At 40.4% G+C, this 18761-nt stretch carries 12 protein-coding genes; 2 read left to right on the top strand and 10 right to left on the bottom strand.

Annotation, left to right across the window (positions count from 1 at the left end):
* Window positions 1-340 precede the first annotated feature (340 nt).
* Window positions 341-1189 (top strand): aldo/keto reductase, encoded by an 849-nt coding sequence (locus tag LBQ60_05375; protein MDR2037336.1) that lies wholly within the window; start codon window positions 341-343, stop codon window positions 1187-1189.
* 217 nt (window positions 1190-1406) lie between these two features.
* Complete coding sequence (locus LBQ60_05380; protein MDR2037337.1) at window positions 1407-2000, top strand: sugar O-acetyltransferase; 594 nt, start codon at window positions 1407-1409, stop codon at window positions 1998-2000.
* 29 nt (window positions 2001-2029) lie between these two features.
* Here LBQ60_05380 and LBQ60_05385 read toward each other — a convergent pair whose 3' ends face one another.
* From LBQ60_05385 to LBQ60_05430, 10 genes are all read right to left on the bottom strand, one after another.
* Window positions 2030-4285, bottom strand: a complete 2256-nt coding sequence (locus LBQ60_05385) for a CotH kinase family protein (protein MDR2037338.1) — start codon at window positions 4283-4285, stop codon at window positions 2030-2032.
* Window positions 4286-4603: 318 nt separating this feature from the next.
* Window positions 4604-5929, bottom strand: coding sequence for a Gfo/Idh/MocA family oxidoreductase (locus tag LBQ60_05390; GenBank protein MDR2037339.1), 1326 nt, complete (start codon window positions 5927-5929; stop codon window positions 4604-4606).
* A gap of 48 nt (window positions 5930-5977) precedes the next feature.
* Window positions 5978-9307 (bottom strand): DUF1080 domain-containing protein, encoded by a 3330-nt coding sequence (locus tag LBQ60_05395; protein ID MDR2037340.1) that lies wholly within the window; start codon window positions 9305-9307, stop codon window positions 5978-5980.
* Window positions 9308-9447: 140 nt separating this feature from the next.
* Entirely contained in the window at window positions 9448-13191 is a 3744-nt protein-coding gene (locus LBQ60_05400; GenBank protein MDR2037341.1) for a carboxypeptidase regulatory-like domain-containing protein, read from the bottom strand.
* 33 nt (window positions 13192-13224) lie between these two features.
* On the bottom strand, window positions 13225-14511 hold the full coding sequence (locus tag LBQ60_05405; protein MDR2037342.1) for a hypothetical protein: 1287 nt from the start codon (window positions 14509-14511) through the stop codon (window positions 13225-13227).
* On the bottom strand, window positions 14501-14860 hold the full coding sequence (locus LBQ60_05410; GenBank protein MDR2037343.1) for a hypothetical protein: 360 nt from the start codon (window positions 14858-14860) through the stop codon (window positions 14501-14503). Before LBQ60_05410 ends, LBQ60_05405 begins: the two co-directional genes overlap by 11 nt.
* A 229-nt stretch (window positions 14861-15089) precedes the next feature.
* Complete coding sequence (locus tag LBQ60_05415) at window positions 15090-16310, bottom strand: 6-bladed beta-propeller (protein MDR2037344.1); 1221 nt, start codon at window positions 16308-16310, stop codon at window positions 15090-15092.
* 65 nt (window positions 16311-16375) lie between these two features.
* Window positions 16376-16831 (bottom strand): hypothetical protein, encoded by a 456-nt coding sequence (locus LBQ60_05420; GenBank protein ID MDR2037345.1) that lies wholly within the window; start codon window positions 16829-16831, stop codon window positions 16376-16378.
* A gap of 136 nt (window positions 16832-16967) precedes the next feature.
* Window positions 16968-17126 (bottom strand): hypothetical protein, encoded by a 159-nt coding sequence (locus tag LBQ60_05425; GenBank protein MDR2037346.1) that lies wholly within the window; start codon window positions 17124-17126, stop codon window positions 16968-16970.
* Window positions 17127-17233: 107 nt separating this feature from the next.
* A complete protein-coding gene (locus LBQ60_05430) occupies window positions 17234-18502 on the bottom strand; it encodes a Gfo/Idh/MocA family oxidoreductase (protein ID MDR2037347.1) in 1269 nt (422 codons plus the stop codon).
* Between the last annotated feature and the right edge of the window lie 259 nt (window positions 18503-18761).

The following is an 18761-nucleotide window of genomic DNA, read 5'->3' on the forward strand; positions in this document are numbered from 1 at the left end:
TATTTGAGCCTGAGAGGAAAGTAGAAAATATTGTCATCTATTACATTTGCACTTGACATTAAAGAAATATGATCAATACATCAGAAAACATCAAAGGAAATGCAATAGAAGTTATTGAATACCGATCAAGTATTGTAAACACATATATTTTTGTTATGTTTGATTTGAATAAGTGATGGTTTGAACTGCACTAAGCACTCAGTGCTATTTATTATTTACTTAAGTCACATTGATCAAATAGATTACGTTCAACAAATATAACATTAATTGTTTTATATTACTTAATTCGGTTCTCAGAATCAAAATACTTTTGTATATGGAAAATAATCATTCAATCAATATGAAAACAGTAAAATTAAACAACGGAGTAGAAATGCCTATCCTGGGATTTGGCGTATATCAGGTACCACCTGCAGAAACTGAAAATGTTGTATTCGATGCCTTACAAACCGGATATCGTTCCATAGATACGGCAGCAGCCTATATGAACGAGGAAGCCGTAGGAAAAGCCATTAAGCGTAGTGGTATTCCGCGTGAAGACTTGTTTATCACCACTAAACTCTGGGTACAGGATGCCGGATATGAAAATGCAAAAAGAGCGTTTGAAAAGTCTTTAAAAAAATTACAAATGGATTATCTGGACTTATACCTTATCCACCAGCCTTTCGGCGATGTTTACGGCTCATGGAGGGCAATGGAAGAACTTTATAAGGACGGACGAATAAAGGCCATCGGAGTAAGTAACTTTCATCCGGACAGAATCATGGATCTGATCGTACACAATGAGGTTGTTCCCACGGTTAACCAGATTGAAACCCACCCATTCCACCAGCAAATTGAAAATCAGAAATTTCTTAAAGATAATGCTGTACAAATCGAATCCTGGGGACCATTCGCCGAAGGTAAAAACGATATTTTCAGTAATGGAATATTGACATCGATCGGGAAAAAATATGGTAAATCCGTTGCACAGGTGATCCTTCGCTGGTTGATACAACGTGATGTAGTGGTTATTCCCAAATCAGTACGTAAAGAACGAATGGCCGAAAACTTCGATGTCTTCAACTTTGAATTGACTTCCGAAGATATGTATACCATCAAAACCCTAGATACTGCACAAAGTGTATTCCTGGATCACCGTGATCCTGAAATAGTAAAAATGCTCGGTACAATAAGGTTTGATAGTTAAACTCATTCATTGTTTGATTTGAACAAGTAATGATGACTGTACTAGATCATATACTTTTATATTGGTATGTATCATAGTATAAAAACGTTACCCGGAAGAATCGGAACGGGCGACAGATTTATATGCATACATATAACAGGAAAAAAATTAAAATTTTCATCATAACGCCCGTTTTTTCCGACAGTAATGAATATATTCGTATGTAAAAATTACCGGAATGGATGTAGAGCAAATAAAGCAAATCATGTTGTCAGGAGCCATGTATAACGACCTGAGCGAAGAGCTGGTGAAAGCCAGGCAGGAAGCGGTCTTTTTAACAACAGCATATAATGCCACTTTTGGGGAGCCAAATGAGATGAGAGTAGAAGTGTTGAGAAAACTTCTAAAGAATGTAGGTAAAAGAGTCCACTTCGAACCGGTATTCCGTTGTGAATTCGGGTTCAATATCTCCATTGGTGATAATTTTTATGCCAATTTTGATTGCATCCTACTGGATGGTGCCGATATTGAAATCGGCGATAATGTATTGTTCGGTCCCCGTGTGGGAATATATACCGCCAATCATGCTATTGATGCCGGAGAGCGGATAGCCGGAGGATGTTATGCCAGGCCTGTGAAAATTGGAAATAATGTATGGCTGGGCGCCGGAGTATCGGTCAACCAGGGAGTCACTATCAGGGATAACAGCATTATCGGATCGGGCAGCGTAGTCACCAGGGATGTCCCTCCGGGCGTGATTGCTGCCGGGGTTCCCTGTAAAGTGATACGTCCCATTACCGGGCAGGATAAAACCGGATATCAGCCTTATTAAGATAACCATAGTAAGGTATATGCTTGAAATCATTCATATACGACTTTAATTGTGTGATTTCCCGAAGAAATAATATATACTCCCTGAACTTTTAATGATATATCCGCTTTATCGGATGTAACTATGCTGTGGTATACCCGTGCTCCGGTTGTGGTATATATACTCAATATTTCATTGGGAATAAGGCCGGTTACAGATAATAATCCATTACGAACCCATGCCTTCAACTGATTTGCCTGCAGTATTTCTCCGCTGCTTGTTATATCACTAACAGTTACAATCAGGTCAACACCGCGTAAAATGTTATAATTATCAGTATCATCCGGGGTAAAGCGCGCTTTGTGCGTCTGCTGTCCCACATTGCCAACCAAAGCAGTTTCATTTTCCCATTTCCAGCCATCAGGTAATTCAACACTTGCAAGTAACTGTCCGCGATTCGCGTATAATTCCATTGGTATTATGGCCGGATTCGCTTTGACCACTGTAAATCTCAACGGGATCTTCATTGAAAACGGATTTCCCTGATTATTTCCTGCAAGAGTAAGTACATCAGTATAGGTTGCAACGAAAAGCAAATCTTTAGGTTTAATGCTTATTGTTGCAAAATATCCGCCATTTCCGGTTGCTTCTTTGGCCAGATTTGATGAAATTTCAAAATCTGATAATTCTCCTTTTTCCAATTTTGCATTCAACCCACTTATATCACCATACGCAACAAGTGTAAATGTTTGGGAGGCAACTTCCGTTCCGAATTCCTGAGTTTGAAAGGATTTGCTCCCCGGCAAAACTTCCGCCTTATTTATTTCTGCATTCAGATAAGAAATATGTGCATTCAGGTAACTTTTTATGTTCGCAATCTGCTGCCGAAAGTTATTATCCTCTGTCGGATATCTTGTTGTCCACCAGGAAGAAATTACCCGATACCACCATGTTTTAAAATTTTCAATGGCGGAACGCTCAATTTTATTTGCAGTCATTTCTATAAAATTATCAATGGAAGCAATATCCGAATGCTTTTCATTCCATCGCTCCTTATATTTCATCAGAAATACCGGGTCTTCAAAAAATCTTCGAAAAAATGATTGCATTGGAGTCCGGCTATTGGGATCTTTAAAGTGATTATAATTATAGTCGTAGCCATACCCGCAGTCAAAGTCCCATAAAGGGCCCATATTGATTGTACTGCCCTTATCTTTGTATACATACGTGCTCATTGGGGATCGGATTTCTTTATTGTCAACAATTTCTGTGATCATAAGAAAGTCAATAAAGGTGTTCATATTTATCAAATCCCTGTATCCGTTTTCTGGGAATTCCGCCGTGGTCATCAGGTTACATAACTGGTTAATATCGTTCCTGACAAAATGATAAGCAGGATTACTGATTTGAGAAGGCTCAATTTCAGGCGATTTTACCATAACAGGCAAATTGTATTTTTCCGTTCTGAATTTTGGTTCTTCGTCATAATAATCATCCATTTCAACGAACCAACCTTCATTTTCATCTATATCCACTCTCCCTTCCCCCACCTGATTTTGTTCCGTAAGCAGGTAATTTCCCTTATATTTACCATTCAGATACAATTCTACGAAGTTATAGGAATGATTAAAAGGTAATTCAAATCGACTCCCAAGTTCAAATGCAATAACATTAAACAACAAGGTCGGGTCCCGGTATTGAGCGATCAATACCCAGGATTTTGCACGAGCCAGGCCAAATAAACTGGTCTTTTTATCAAATTTTACCCTATATGACTTTTTCAAGGAATTAGGGTTAATCCAACTGTCATTCCCTCGTCCCCTGACTCCATCCTTAAAGTCGGTTTTTGAAATATTGTTCCCGGAATTATTCGGATCGGTTAAATTGAATGTCATATTCACGTAGTTTTCTTTACTGGTTATAGAGACAGCGTTTTGGGTATTGATCCTAATTATTGGAAGTCCACTTGCCTGGGGGGATTCGAAAATTACTGTGTATTGTACATGACCGCCTACCGTATAAATAACATTTTTGCGAAAGTCATTTGTTGTGATTCCGCTTTCCTGCACGATACTGCCCACTTTCACTTCATAATTGCCGTCAAGTGTGAATGTTGCAGGAAGTTGTGATATATTTTCAATCCATTCCTGTGTGGTAACGGTTATTGTATATTTTTCATGATCAATCACACCATTGAGGTTTTTGCTCAAGCCAGTAGCTTCGCCAGGAAAACCGAACCCCGTAATCGTTTGTGATTGCGCCGGCATAGCAAGGCAAAATACGATGATCAGTGTAATCACTTTCATTATCCCAGAAATAGTGTGATTTTCAGATATTTTCATATTGATTATTCCTTAGTCGTCAGAAAATAAGCCGAATAAGCAAAACATCCTGATAATGTACATCATTGAGATATACAGTAATTGTCCACAGAATGTTAAAAAATTGTGATTATTGATAGAGAGACAGAAATATTGACAACAGATAAAATCCGGAACGATACAACGGATTTGACACACATTTTATGTTGAAATCATTTGATGGCTATCTACCTAAACAATAGCTATCCCGAACGGGTCGATTACATCAAAATAGCCATCTCTATATCAATAACATGACACTTGTCAGGATTTTTTAATTTTCAATTTTTCCGGATCCCAATACACCGGCTTACCTGAAAGATAGCTTTCAAAACACATAACAGCCGGAACTGCTGTCTGGACTGCAAACATGACGTCTGCATCGACCTTTGTTCTTTTACGGATGCCATCAAAAAAACGGGTGAAATGATCCAGGTGACACCTATTATAACCCTTTTCCACAAATAGTAGCTCATTATCGCTTATCTGTTCCGGCTTGTCTATAGTGTTTCCTAACGAAGCTAATCCGTTGAAATCGGAAACCGAAACCTTTCTTGGTTTTTTCAAGGTCACTTTATCCCATTGCACCCTGAGCGTCCCTTCACTTCCTATGATAGTGAAATCTAAACTGCCCCACTTCCCCGATACACCGTCAGCATAATTTGCCGTTAATGCCGCTTTGAAAGCATTTTTTCCATTTTTGGCAGGATAGTCGAAATATCCCAGCATGATGTAGGGTGTATCGCCTATACCGTCTACATCTCCTGTGGTATATACTTTTCCGGGTCCGGACGAATCCATAATATATTGCAAACTCGATAACACATGTACAAATAAATCGCCTGCGATACCCGTTCCGTAATCTTTCCAGTTCCGCCAGCAGAAAAAGCGGTCAGGTGCAAAGGCGACCTTGGGTGCATTCATGATATAGCGGTCCCACCAGATATCTTCCGGCGATATACCGTCAGGTACTCTACAAGCCTGACGCGGTCCGGAAGTAAACGCCGCTTCGATTAAATTGACCTGGCCGATCGCTCCGCTTTGTACCAGCTGCTTTGCTTTCCGGTTACCAATCGAAGCGATGCCCTGACTCCCCGACTGAAAAACACATCCGCTCAATTTCTGCGCTTTGATCAGGTCTTTGGCTTCGGAAATTTTGTGTATTACCGGTTTTTCACAATAGACGTGTTTCCCGGCCTTCATGGCATCAATACTGATCTTTTGGTGCCAGTGATCGGAGGTACCCACAATTACGGCATCTACATCATTGCGCGACAAAATTTCCTTGTAATCGCGCGTCACAAAAATATCGTCACCCCATTCTTTCTTTGCACTTTGCAACCGTTCATCGTAAAGATCACATACTGCAACGAGCTTTACACCAGGCACCTGCAAAGCCGTACGTGTATCGCCCGTCCCCATACCGCCTTTTCCGATAAGTGCTATGCGAACAGGTGCATCGTCCTGTAGCGGGGTACTCACACCCTGATATCCTTTTACTGTTCCTTTGCCCGAAAGCAGATGAGGTAAAGCGGACGCTGCAACACTACCGGCTACCATTTTCTTGATAAATTGCCTTCTTTGTTCCATATCTTTTTAATTATTATGTGTTTTTGAAAAGTTTGTTATCATGATGTTCTATTTGGATAGATCTTTTATCCTGAGATTCCGGAATGCCAACTTCGAATCATGCCCAAGGAATGCAATATGTCCGCGTTTAACCGACAGCATCGGATGAGAATTTTTACTGGCTTCAGCTATGTTTCCATCAAGAATCACTGTTCCATTCAGTGTAACCTTAATATGGTGGCCATCAACAACGACTTCCTGAGAATTCCATTCCCCGACAGGTTTCAGGAAGCCTCTTTTAGCAGGAATAAGTCCATATACTGATCCATGATATTGATAAGCAGCTAAATTGGCATATACATCTGCTTCGCTGTCCAGTATCTGCAGCTCCATTCCTGCGCCATTGAGCGCAGCACGAATACCCAGACCATTGTTGGCAGCGGGAGTCAATTGAAATTCAAAACGAATAATAAAATCCGAGTATTCCTTGTCTGTATAAAGATTACTATACGATCCGGGTGCAGGTTCACAAACGATCATCCCGTCCCGTGCCGAATAATCATTAAAATTACCTATCCAACCCGTCATATCCAGTCCGTTAAATAAGGGGACAAAACCATCTGCTTTTTCGGCTGCCGGAACCTCATAAGGTTCGGGTCTCGGTATTTCGCGAACATACACATCGCGGTATTCTACCCTTTCTCCATGCGCTTGAAGTTCAATAGCTTCTTTTGGGAAAATAGGTATCGAACGATCCCAGTAATTTTCAAGCACTACATTGTCCACCACCAATATCCCGTTAAGGTATACGGTCACTTTTTCGCCAATCATTTTTATATAAAAAGAATTCCATTCATTTACAGGGTTGTCGGCAACCACTAAAGGATCTTTGGGGTTTTTATTGTTGTTGAACAAACCGCCCGACCCTATCTCCGGCCTGTCCCATATCTGAACCTGCGGCGAACCGCGCAGATATATACCGGCGTCACCTTTGGCAGCAATCTTCCAGTCGACATACATTTCGAAATCACCATACATTTTTTCAGAACAAAGATTATCATAAGCCGGTCCGTCGAAAACCAATATTCCATCTACCACATGCCAGTCCCGCCTCATAATTTCATCGGCTTTCTTTTGTTTTTGTGCCAGTTCTTTAGAAGTCATTTTACTGCGTTTTACCGGATCTTCCACCAATCCTTTCCAGCCGTTTAAATCTTTGCCGTTAAACATAGACACAAAACCTTCGTCTTTAGGTAATGCTGCCAAATGATTTTGTATGGCTTCTTTTTGGTATCCGGCCTCCGGATCCTGATTTACAGCCATTGCTTTATTTAATAAAGCGGTAACTTCAGTACCATAGTATTCCGGATGATCTAAAGATATCGTACGGACGACCTGTACCGCTGCCTGTTGCACGCTGTTATCAGCATCATCAAGATATTTTCCGGCCGTGATCAATCCGATAAAAGTGCCTGTATGTGCAATCTGGTTTAAAATACTTCTTTTTGTGGTAGATGTTTTGGCTATTTCCAAGGCTTTTCTTAACAATAATAATTTCTGTTCGGGTGTTTCCTTCGACGCACCTACTTTTGATACATAACTGTTTATCGCCCTTTCAAAATAATCGCCTGCCGGATTTTTTACAGCAATTTCATATAACCCTGTAAGTACGGTAGCATCGTTCCAGGCAGTAAGCGCTTCAAATGCTGCCGGGCGGGTACCGGCATTATCGTTAAACCCGGTCATTACTCTTTTCAAGGCATCCTGACCACCAACCATTGCCAGGACGTTATAGTAGGATGACGGGTTCGGGCTTTTATCCATTTGTGCCAATATCCATTGTGTTTGTTGTGCCTGGCTCGAAGATGCTATGGAGGAATACATCACTTTTTGTAATACCGCCGTTTCTTTTTTATCTGTTGCCTTATTCAATAACTCTGCTATACGGGGAAAATCCTTTTCCGAAACCACCGGTGCCAATGCTTCATAAGCAGCCAACCGCACTTTTGTATCTGTTGATGAGGTTTGGGCAAAGATCGTCTCAAGCTGTGATTTGGCACCCCGCGCTGCCATTATTTCCAAAAAAGCCACTTTAGACAATGCAGATGTCTGACTTATCACCGACGCCAGATCATCAGCCATCTTATGGTCGTTCATTGTCAACAAGGTGTTTTTTCCAGTTTCTACAATTTTTTCATCGTCGGTATTCATTGATTTTATAATGGATGGGACTGCGTTTGCATCTCCCAATTTTCCGGCAGTAATAATTGCCGATTGACGAATGTTGCTGTTAACATCTGTCAGGCATTCTTTTACGAATGGCCATGCGGCTTTATCGCCCCGAGCTCCAAAAGCAGTCAGTATTTCAGCTTTTACCTCAGTACGTTTTTCGCTTTTTGCCTTTTTCATCAAGGCTTCGTACATTTTCGGCGACTGAATATGGACCGAATATTTTAATGCGGCTTCACGATATTGTCTGTCTTTGCTTGCCAGCGCCTGAACCACATAGTCGACAGATTTCCCGCCCAACGATAATACCACCAATTCCAACGCTGCTGTTTTAGCTGCTATCTGTGATGTCTCGGAAGTCGTTTTCAGCATCTTTTTAGCAGCTTTAGCTACCATATCTGAATGTGAACCGAGACTGTTCCTCAAATACAAAACATACGAACCGAAAGCATCAGTGGACTCGTACTTATATCCGGCATTTTCGGCTGCAGTCAATAATGTTTTTTCGGAAACAGGGGAAGCAATCTCAGCCAGACTATGCAGCACCACTTTCTTCAGTTTCACATCATTGTTCTTTAACAATCCGGTCAATGCATCCATTGCAGGAAGGTAGTGCATGTCGCCCAATGCCTTTGCAATAGTGATTTGCTGTGCACCGCTCGCCACGTCAAGTGCCGATAATAATGCTTTTCCGGAAGCATCATTACCTACATGCACCAATACACGTGCAGCAGCATCGGCAAGGCGGTTGTTCCCTAAATATTGTACAGCCGTTTCCACTGATCCGGCACCAGCCACATATTGTAACTGAATGAATAAAAAATCACGTATTTCGTCTGATTTTGCCTGAGGGATGACCTTACAGAGATCTCCGGCTACTGCTGCTCTTTTATCTGGGTCTTTCGAAGAATACATGGCAAGACCGCTGATGGCATAACGGATCTGAGCATCATTTCCGCCGGGATCGGTTAACTGGGGCGCCAAATCAATGATAACACCACTTAAACGGCTTAATTCGTCCATCAATTGATTAAAGACTGCCGTATTTTCTGCAGGTAATTTCATGACCAGATCCGCGATCCTGGTTACACGTGTTCTTGTGTCGGTTTGGGAAAATCCCGATATGAACAAACTCACCGTTAATAGAATGGATATAACTATTTTCTTCATTTTGAATTTTATTTTTAATTTTTTCGACTCTGCTTCGTGAAATAAAGTATCTGAAAGGATGTATCATTTATTTTGATTGTTCCATCATCGTCAAATTTACAGGGATCATTTATTGTTGTTTTACAGATATAAAAAATATTCTACTCTACCACTATCTTATCTCTCTGATACACAATCTTCCCATCTTCAGTCATCCCCTCAATCACAACCGTATAAGTTGAAGGATCATCTGCCGTATAGAAACTGAAACTGGCTTTTCCCTCCTCATCAGTAGTAAGGTTGGATTGCCAATGTATGGTCGTTCTCAAATCGGGTTTGGCATTTTTTATTGGCGTATCGTATTCAGGAACATAAAATTCAGACGGTTTCTGAAATCCCAACGGCATAAAATATTTGATATAAGGTGTTTCTTTGGGCTTTCTTGAAGTGGTAGTTATTGATATCGTATATCTTTCCAGTATAAATCCAACTTGTCTAACTAAAAAATCTACTTGAATAACCTGGGAAGGAACGATTTCATCCAACGGAACCGCACCCGGCGGAAAATCATCAACAACAACTGCAACAGGTTCTCTTGCATATTCGAATACACTATCTTTGAGATGTACACCCGGTATTCGCAATATGAGGTGTGTAATATTTGTCGGCGGTAATTTTTTCAAATCATTCTCTGTTATAACATAGTGAACGTCTTTCGGTTGATAATAACGGGAATAATCTCTGCCCATCTTTTTTGGCGCCGTAATGGTCACCTCCGGTATGTGTCTGATCCGGGTTCCAAATTCATCCACATATTGTTGTTCCGCTTTATCGGCATAATTGGCAAACTGCACGCGGTCAGGCGCACCGTTGGCAACAACAGGAAGCATCCGCTCAGGATAAGACACATCGTCGAGTAGCAATTCATATTTGACCGGTCTGTCTGCTCGCGCATCAGTCTTAACAATCAGTACAGTACTATCCGGTGTTTCGCTGTCAGGAAGGTAGAAACGGCCGTTATAGTCGGTGGATGTTTCATATGTAAAACCGCCACCCATCGAAAGGATGCTCACATTGGCGTTTTCCACCGGTCGCCATCCTAAGGCATATCTTACCATTCCGGACAATCCATATCCTTTTGCCTGTAATGTGTCGAGGCTCATTAAATCATTCTTTACTATTCTTTCTGTATCGTAGCGTCGCCAACCCTGTGTGAGCATCAGCAAATCAAGCGCATATTCAGACGATCGTCCTTTTTTGCGGAAATAAAATCCCGGATCGGGTATATTTCCGCGTAAATCGGAGGTCAGCAAAAGCGAAGTCAATATATTCATCATTGTATCAGCAGCAACTTCGTTGTCGCAGGTTACTGAAACCGAAAAATTTCCAGGCAAGGGTCCGCCTGTTTCGTCAGTAATGCTGACCATATAATCCACCGGACTTCGGGTGACATAATTCTCTTTGTCTGTTTTAGAAACCACCTTCGCCTGATCGTCATTTTGAACAAATACTAACCGTTCGCATACAGGAACCATGTCTTTGGTCAAAAGGAGCAAATGGCTTACCCCCGAAGGAAAATTTTTCTTTTTGAAAATTACCGGTTCGTTTGCATTTTCCAAAACAAATACATCCTGTACCACACCACGCGTGTGAATGAGTAAACACAGCGTATCGGCAATTTTAGGCTGAACATTTACACTTAACAGGTCTCGGCTCCATACCGCCGAAAGCGCATAACCATCTTCGCGGGCGGCTGGTAACTCAAAACGTTTGGATTTTCCCTTGCCGTTGGTACAAACGGCATGATAAGCCTCTCCCGTATCATACTTCAGCATGAATAATCCCATACCGCGCATGTCTGTTTTAAACTGGGTAATTTCATTTCCCCTACTGTCGTACACCGTTCCTTCCACGTCAATTTCCGTTCCATCACGTTGTGTCGACTTGAATGCTATTCGTCCCTCAATGCCATACAGGGCGGAACCACCTTCGGGATAAAACGATACGTCGAAATCATCATCCGGCAATGGTATTTTGATGTATTGACTAAACGGTATCGTTTCGTATTCAGCGTCCAACAGCATCACTCGCTGTTTTTCATCGGGTGTAAGATTGAAACTAAACCCTGATTTTCCGTCCACAGTTCGCAGATTTGCCGGCTTTTCGCTGTTAACGGTGATTTTTAGTGATTCAGGGTTGACAGGTACCAAAGGGCGGATGAGTGAGAAACGAAAATCAGCGTCGATTGTTTTATCCGATAAGAATTGAAATTCAGGCTGAACCTGCATAATGCGTGATAATGGATCGCCAATTCGGATATTTTTCATAAAGAAATAATCTTCATCCAAATTCCTCATTCCGGCGGTGTAGGCCCTAAGGGTATAATCGCCTTCCGGCACATCCTCAGGAATAGAGATATATCCGCTGTACAAATCGTTCCCAAGTCCTGTTTTGATGCGGCTGACCGCCGAATCTTTCGCATTGAACAGTTCCACATAAACGCAGTTCGACGAAAAAGAGGGAATGTGCGTTGCAGCATCCACAATATGAGCGCGAAACCAAATTCGCTCGCCCGAAAGATAGTACGGTTTGTCGGTATGCAAATAAACCTTTTCCTGAGGGAAAACGGATAATTGATGGTCGAAAAGTTTGGCAATATCTAAAAGTGGAGTGGTAAAACGATTTATCGGCATAATATCCTTCTGGGGCTCATTTTCCGAAAATGTTTCCACAACAATATCATCAACGTCTAACTGATATTCTATTGGCAGAATCATATTAAGCCCGTTTAAAGATTCTGAAGAAAGCATGGAAGTCAACTTCAATGGATTCTTGTATGTACCGTCAGGAAAAATATTAATCGGTTGTGGCGTGTTGACAGCATTTCGAAATAAGCCAATCTTTCTCCAGCCTGTTTTTAACTTTTTTGCTGCCGTTATTTCCTGTATTTCTTTATCGGTGATCGGTTTGCCGAAACAAAATAGCATTATTTCATGTCCTTCCGTAAGTTCCGGTATATTTACCATTTTATGGTTAGTAGAGTCTGTAGATAAAAAGTCATCAGGATTTACTGCATGGATCTCATCCGGTTCATAGTCTACAATGACTTGTTGCAGACCGGAAACGGGTAATAATCTCTTGAGTGTGGTTACTGACTTCATACGAACATCTAACAACATAAATCCATTCTCAGACAATGTGTTTTGATAAAATGACCTGATAAAATTTGAAATGGAGACCAGATATATCTTTTTTCTTTTTTTTTCCCAGATCAGTTTTTGTTTCAAATTTACAGGTTCAAGCTCTGTGAACATTGACTGTAACTGCCATGAGGTGATATCGGCCTGATAGTCATGCGTGAAATGGTCAAGCACACATTGGATATGGTATCCTGTTTCATAATTGACAATTTGCAGCGGCCTACGGCAAGTAACTGTCAGTTTCTGTGTTTCCGGATTGTAGTAAAAGAAAACGTCGTCGGGATTGGTCGCATGGATGGTTCTTTTAGATGGAGTTGTTCCCAGTATGCTTTTCCAGAAAAGGTCAATATCTTTTTTACGGGCGCTGACTTTCAAAGCTATCGTTGCTTCTTCTATTTCACGCACCTGCAATGTTGCATTAAATGTATGAGAGATTCTTCCGGGTTCAATATCTTGGAATATTGATTGATAACCCGCATGCGAAACCACTAGTTGGTAACTTCCTCCGCTGGGTATTTTAAGATGATAATAACCGGCAGCGTTTGTAGTAGTACCGGCAGTGGTGTTGGAAACGAAAACCGATGCGTCGGGAATTGGGCTGCCGTCACCAGCATCGGTAATACACCCGCTGATGATATACTGTGCGGACAGAATGAATGGTAAAATACACAGTAGAAAAACTAAAACTATTTTGTTTGGGCTCATAGCTTTAACCAGTTTACTTTTTCTTTATCGAATTCACAGTTTAAAATCATTATCAAATTTATTGGGACTATAATCCGGTCTCTGTTCAAGCAGTTCCCGTAAATCTTTTTTGATGGTTTCAAAATCTTCCCATTGCCGGCAGCGTAGATTGGAACGAATTCCAAAGCATAATATAATTCCGGCAAAAAGAATGACAGATAGTCTTTTTATAGCTTTTCTCTCTGATTTTAGAAACAGAACGAAATAATAAGCAACAATGAACGATAATCCAATACTTGCCATGTAGATGTATCTATCGGCAACAATGGCAGATCTTGAAATCGGCACAATGTGCAATACAAGGGCAATGTGTATGAAAAAAAATGCAAGACCACAAGCAATATACCATTTTTTGATATATTTCCATAAACAAACCCCAGTTACAAGAATTAACCCCGGATACCACAGCATCCATACGGGTACCGGTTCGCCGCTCGTTATGGGGAAAGGATAAATATAGAGAAGGTTATATGGAAATACGAACTTAACTAAATACTCTACAAAAGAGTAACAAGCAAAAAGAAATCGCTGCCATAAGGGAAAAGAAGGTTCAACTATTACACCCACACCTGTCGGCTGTGCCATCATGGTAATGACTCCGAAAAACAGGGAGATAAAAAAGAATGGCGCTACTTCCAACCAGCATTTCCGACACTTTAAATCACTACCCAGCAACCATTGCAGCATCAAGAGCCATATCGGAAAAATTACCGCCTGTTCCTTTCCGCCACAGGATAGGATAAACAGCAATAAGGCAAAAATATAATACTGTATTTTTCTTGTTTTCCAAAAGCATAGGAAAGAGTATGTTGCCGCCAGATAAAAAAATGAATAATTCAGCACTTTCACCGCGCTGATCCATGCTACAGATTCCACATTGAGCGGGTGAACGGCAAAAAGAAGAGCCGTGAAAAATGCGACTTCGTTTGCATAAGGATAACGAATGCGTGGCGTTAAAGCGAAAAGTTTCCTGATTATCGTATAAACCCAAAGGATACAACCAATGTGCAGGAGAAGGCTAGTCAAATGAAATGGAAGCGGATGATAACCGAATATCGTGTATAAAAAAAGAAACAATAATTGATTCACCGGTGCGTATTGCCCATGATAACGTTCAGTCAGAAGCGCCCAAATATTTGCGAAATTGACACCGCCTTCAACATATTGATTCACTACCATCCAGTTATCATCCCATCCGAAAGTAAAATTGTTGCCCAATATCGGATAATATACCGCAAGGGCGGCAATCGCCAAAGTCAGTTTCGTTAAGCTATTGCTCATTTTCCAACTTTTTTTTGATTTCCGAAAAGTAGTTTTGGGTCAGATGCAGCTTGGATGCTTCAGGAAAAAAAACCATACTAAGATTCCCTTCTTTGTTGATGAAAGCAAAAAAACGCCTTAATTCCTTATCATCACAATCCGCTGGCATTGAAAATTCTTCAAGCGGAATGATCCTGTAATTAAAATAATGCAACATATTCAACAGTTTGATCCGGTTGTTCCGCGTATCGTCGTAAGCCGGCAGAATCCAAATATATTCTTTCCCGATTTCATTCTGCAAGTTGCGTAATTCTTCCAATTCAGCCTGAATACAATCGTCACAAATAAATTGAGAATATCTGTATATCAAAACAGGCGCTTGCACCAACAAAGAATCTGATTCTTTTCTAGTTATAAATTTCTGAAATTGTTGGACAATTTCTGCTATTCTGTTACTGTAGCATAAAAAATCAGTGTCCGAAATCGCATTTTTTTTCATCTCCGATTGGATATGTTTTGCCTCTGTTAATTGATTGTTGAGAATCAAACAATAATACAACAAACAACAGCAAAGAAACGCCGGTATGGCAACGGCTATTTTAGTTTTTGTATTCATAATACAAAATCACATGGTTAGGTTTTTCGTTCAATTGTATGATTTTTTCAATTTGATCGGAAGGCAGCGAAAGTAAACCGGCACGAGCATGATTCACTAATAATTCAAAATCATCAATATCTATATAAGTATACAATCCTTTGCTGTTGGCACAGAGATAACTCTGATACACTCTTTCCTGGATTTCTTCTTTATAAAGAACATCATTGATCAGGTATACCTTTGATGTGGCACCTGTTTCTTTATGATACAATATTTGCTCCCCTCTGTATTCTCCATCATGGTAACGAAAAAATAAAAAATCCTTATGCAGTACAATGTTTGATATACCCCAGATTACATCCATACCATACAAATCTTCGAAAGGGATCTTATTTCCACGATTCCTGCGATTTTTGTAAATTTGCTTTATCTGATCATTGGTAACGAACCGCTTTGATTTTAAAATCGCGTAAGGAAATATTCGATTGTTTTGAATCATCATGATGGTATCCATAAACTGTTGATGGAACAGTACTCCTTCATTTCCGCCAAAATCGGAGAAAACACTTTTTTCGACAAAGTCTATGTTATTCCATCCTTTGTTATAATCTTCTGTTCTCAAATGTTTGGTGCGTTGTATACCTCTGTCGGAAAATGAACGCAACAGATAATTCCTTGGAGAAGGAAAATCAAAATATGCATCGGTATAAATCACACCGTCTTGATAATGGATATGATAAGCTCTGACCAACCTGTCCACATCGCCCTTTAATCTTATTGAGCCTGTGTATATACCGGTTTGCAGATCATATACATTGATTTTTTGCGACCATGTATCCAAAAGCATCAAACTACGATTTATCGGATCATATGTTATATCATAAACCGTAAGATACTCTCCAGGTCCCTTACCAATCGAACCTATTTTCCTGATAAAATTACCTTTATGGTCGAAAACGAAAACAGAATTGCTAATACCAATATCCAATACAATCAACAAACTGTCAATAACAGCCATTTTACTGAACGTGCCAAATAAGGCTTCAGGAATATCATCCAAAATCGTCGTATGTACGCTGTGAAAAAAATCCGAAAGATACTTCACTTCCGTATCTTGAATCGAGTCAACATCAACCACGAACAACGAATCATTTGCAGATATGGAATCAACAGGATATTTACGCCTGTCGGAACAACCATTGATCAGGATAAAGATATACAAAACCGCACAACAGTTTCTCAATAGGTAAAACCAAAAAGATGTTGTATGACGTAAAAAACACACAGCTAATCAGCCAATTTACATTGTTTCGTATAGGCTCTTAGTTCGTAGTATGGAGAACTAAGCCTACAACATGCATCAACATCATAGGTAACAATTTCTTTTCCCTCCCTACAAATACTTTTTGGATCATGATTATCGGGCTTAACACATTTCAAAGTATAAGATGCTGAAATAAGCAAATTAATACGATCGCAGGGACCTCGGTAACAGGTTAAATTTAATGGGCTCACACAATAAAAGCAGTCATAAAACTTTGGCTCATAACCCATTGTCTCTGTCAGACAAGGTACCAACATCGATCCGTCAGAACCATTACTACCAGATCCGTTTTGCGCCCAAATGACATTCTTCAATGAAATATTTTGAATACCATAATCATCCAAAGTATTTCGCACATTCAAAGAAAAGCATAGCACTAAAGCCACGCAACCAATCGCAACAAAAAATTTCCGATTCATAAGATATAGATTTTTAAAGGTTTATTTATTAAAATGATTAAATTGTCAAAAAAATAATTTATAATTTTCACTCTCCGTAACGCTTTGTTCAATCATTATTGCAGTCCAAATCCATAATAATAATACCTAATCAGCTTTATTCATCCATCAATTGATTCGAACCCGTCGTATTTTCTATGGATAATTTCATAACTATATCCGCAATCCTGTCCACACGGATCCTTGTGTCGGTTTGGGAAAACGTTACTGATAATATCCCGACTATTAATATGGATGATATTAATAACTTCTTCATTTTCGATTATAAATTTTTGGTTCTGATTCCTGCGTGAAGATTTTTATCGGCAATAAAAATCTTCAACTAAGTAAAGCGGTCTCATGAACGTAAACGAATAATTAAAATCAGATATTCCACGGAGCACGCATCGGTTGATTTATTAAGGCATTGGCACCCGGATCATCTATAAATTGAAGTTTCTCAGGATCAAATTTCAATGACCGCCCTAATCGTACAGCTATGATCGCCATATTTACAATCGTGGATGAACGGAAGCCATTTCGCTCGTTTAAAGCAAAAGTAGTACGACTTCGCACGGTTTCTGCAAAATTAACCATTTGCTGTTCAGGATCGGGAAAAGCGGCCAGCTTTTTCTCCAGATCAGGAATATCCGAACGAAATCCCGGATAAAGTTTACCTTTAGGGCCTTCAATATAAGCAGCGTCCTTATCTTTGTTTTCACCGTCGAGTATAATACGGCATCCGTCGGCATATATCAGTTCTATACGTTTCCATGTCCCACAGGCATCGGCATCCTGTTGTTCTCCGTCCACGATCACTTCTACCGGGCTGGTATGGTCCTTCCCGAGAAAATACTGTACCGGGTCAAGATAATGTTGTCCCATATCTCCAAGTCCGCCGCCGTCATAATCCCAATATCCACGGAATGTATTGTGCGTACGGTGGGCATTGTATGGTTTGAACGGAGCCGGGCCCAGCCACATCTCATAATCCAGTCCGGCAGGTATGGGTTCGACTGCCAGCCCTGTCTTTCCGACCCAGAAGAATTTCCAGTCAAAGCCTGTAACGGCACTTACCGTTACTTTTAACGGCCAGCCCAATAATCCGCTTTCGACCAGCTTTTTAATCGGTTTCACAGTGGTTCCCATCCCATAAAAATTATCGGCAAAACGAAACCATGTATTCAGCCGGAACATACGGCCATATTGTTCCATGGCTTCCCGGACACGAATACCTTCCCCGATGGTACGGGTCATCGGTTTCTCACACCACACATCTTTTCCGGCTTTAGCCGCATCGACCGACATGATACCATGCCAATGTGGCGGAGTAGCAATATGGACAATGTCAATGGAAGTATCCAGAAGCAATTCCCGGTAATCGTGGTATGTTTTGGTTCCGGCGGGACACATCCCGAGCGCCGTTTCAAGATGATTTTTATCCACATCACAGATAGCTGTCAGGCGCGCACCGGGATAAGAGATATGGTTACGCCCCATGTTGCCTACGCCGATAATTGCTTTAGTAAGCTCGTCGCTTGGCGCCCAAAAACCTTTCCCTCCCAAAACATGGCGGGGAATAATTGTAAAAGCCGCCGTTCCTGCAATTGCTGTTTTAAGGAAACTACGCCTATTTTGAATTGTCTGATTCATGGTAAGTAATTGATAATTGATAATCGATTATTGTTTATTGTTTATTTACACAGAGCGTTATGACACTGTAACAAATTAATACACAAAAAGTTAATTGATAGGTTTCTCCAATCCCAGATACAGGTTCTTAACAGGATTAAGAAACGTTACTTTTCTAAGTTGCATAATGATTTAAGTTCGCCTGAAAGATCATCCTCAACATTTACATAAAAATTAATTCTACAATGCTGATTTACTATACCCTGTCAATATTCAATAA

This window comes from Bacteroidales bacterium (assembly GCA_031275285.1).
In the GTDB taxonomy this organism is placed as follows: Bacteria; Bacteroidota; Bacteroidia; order Bacteroidales; family UBA4181; genus JAIRLS01.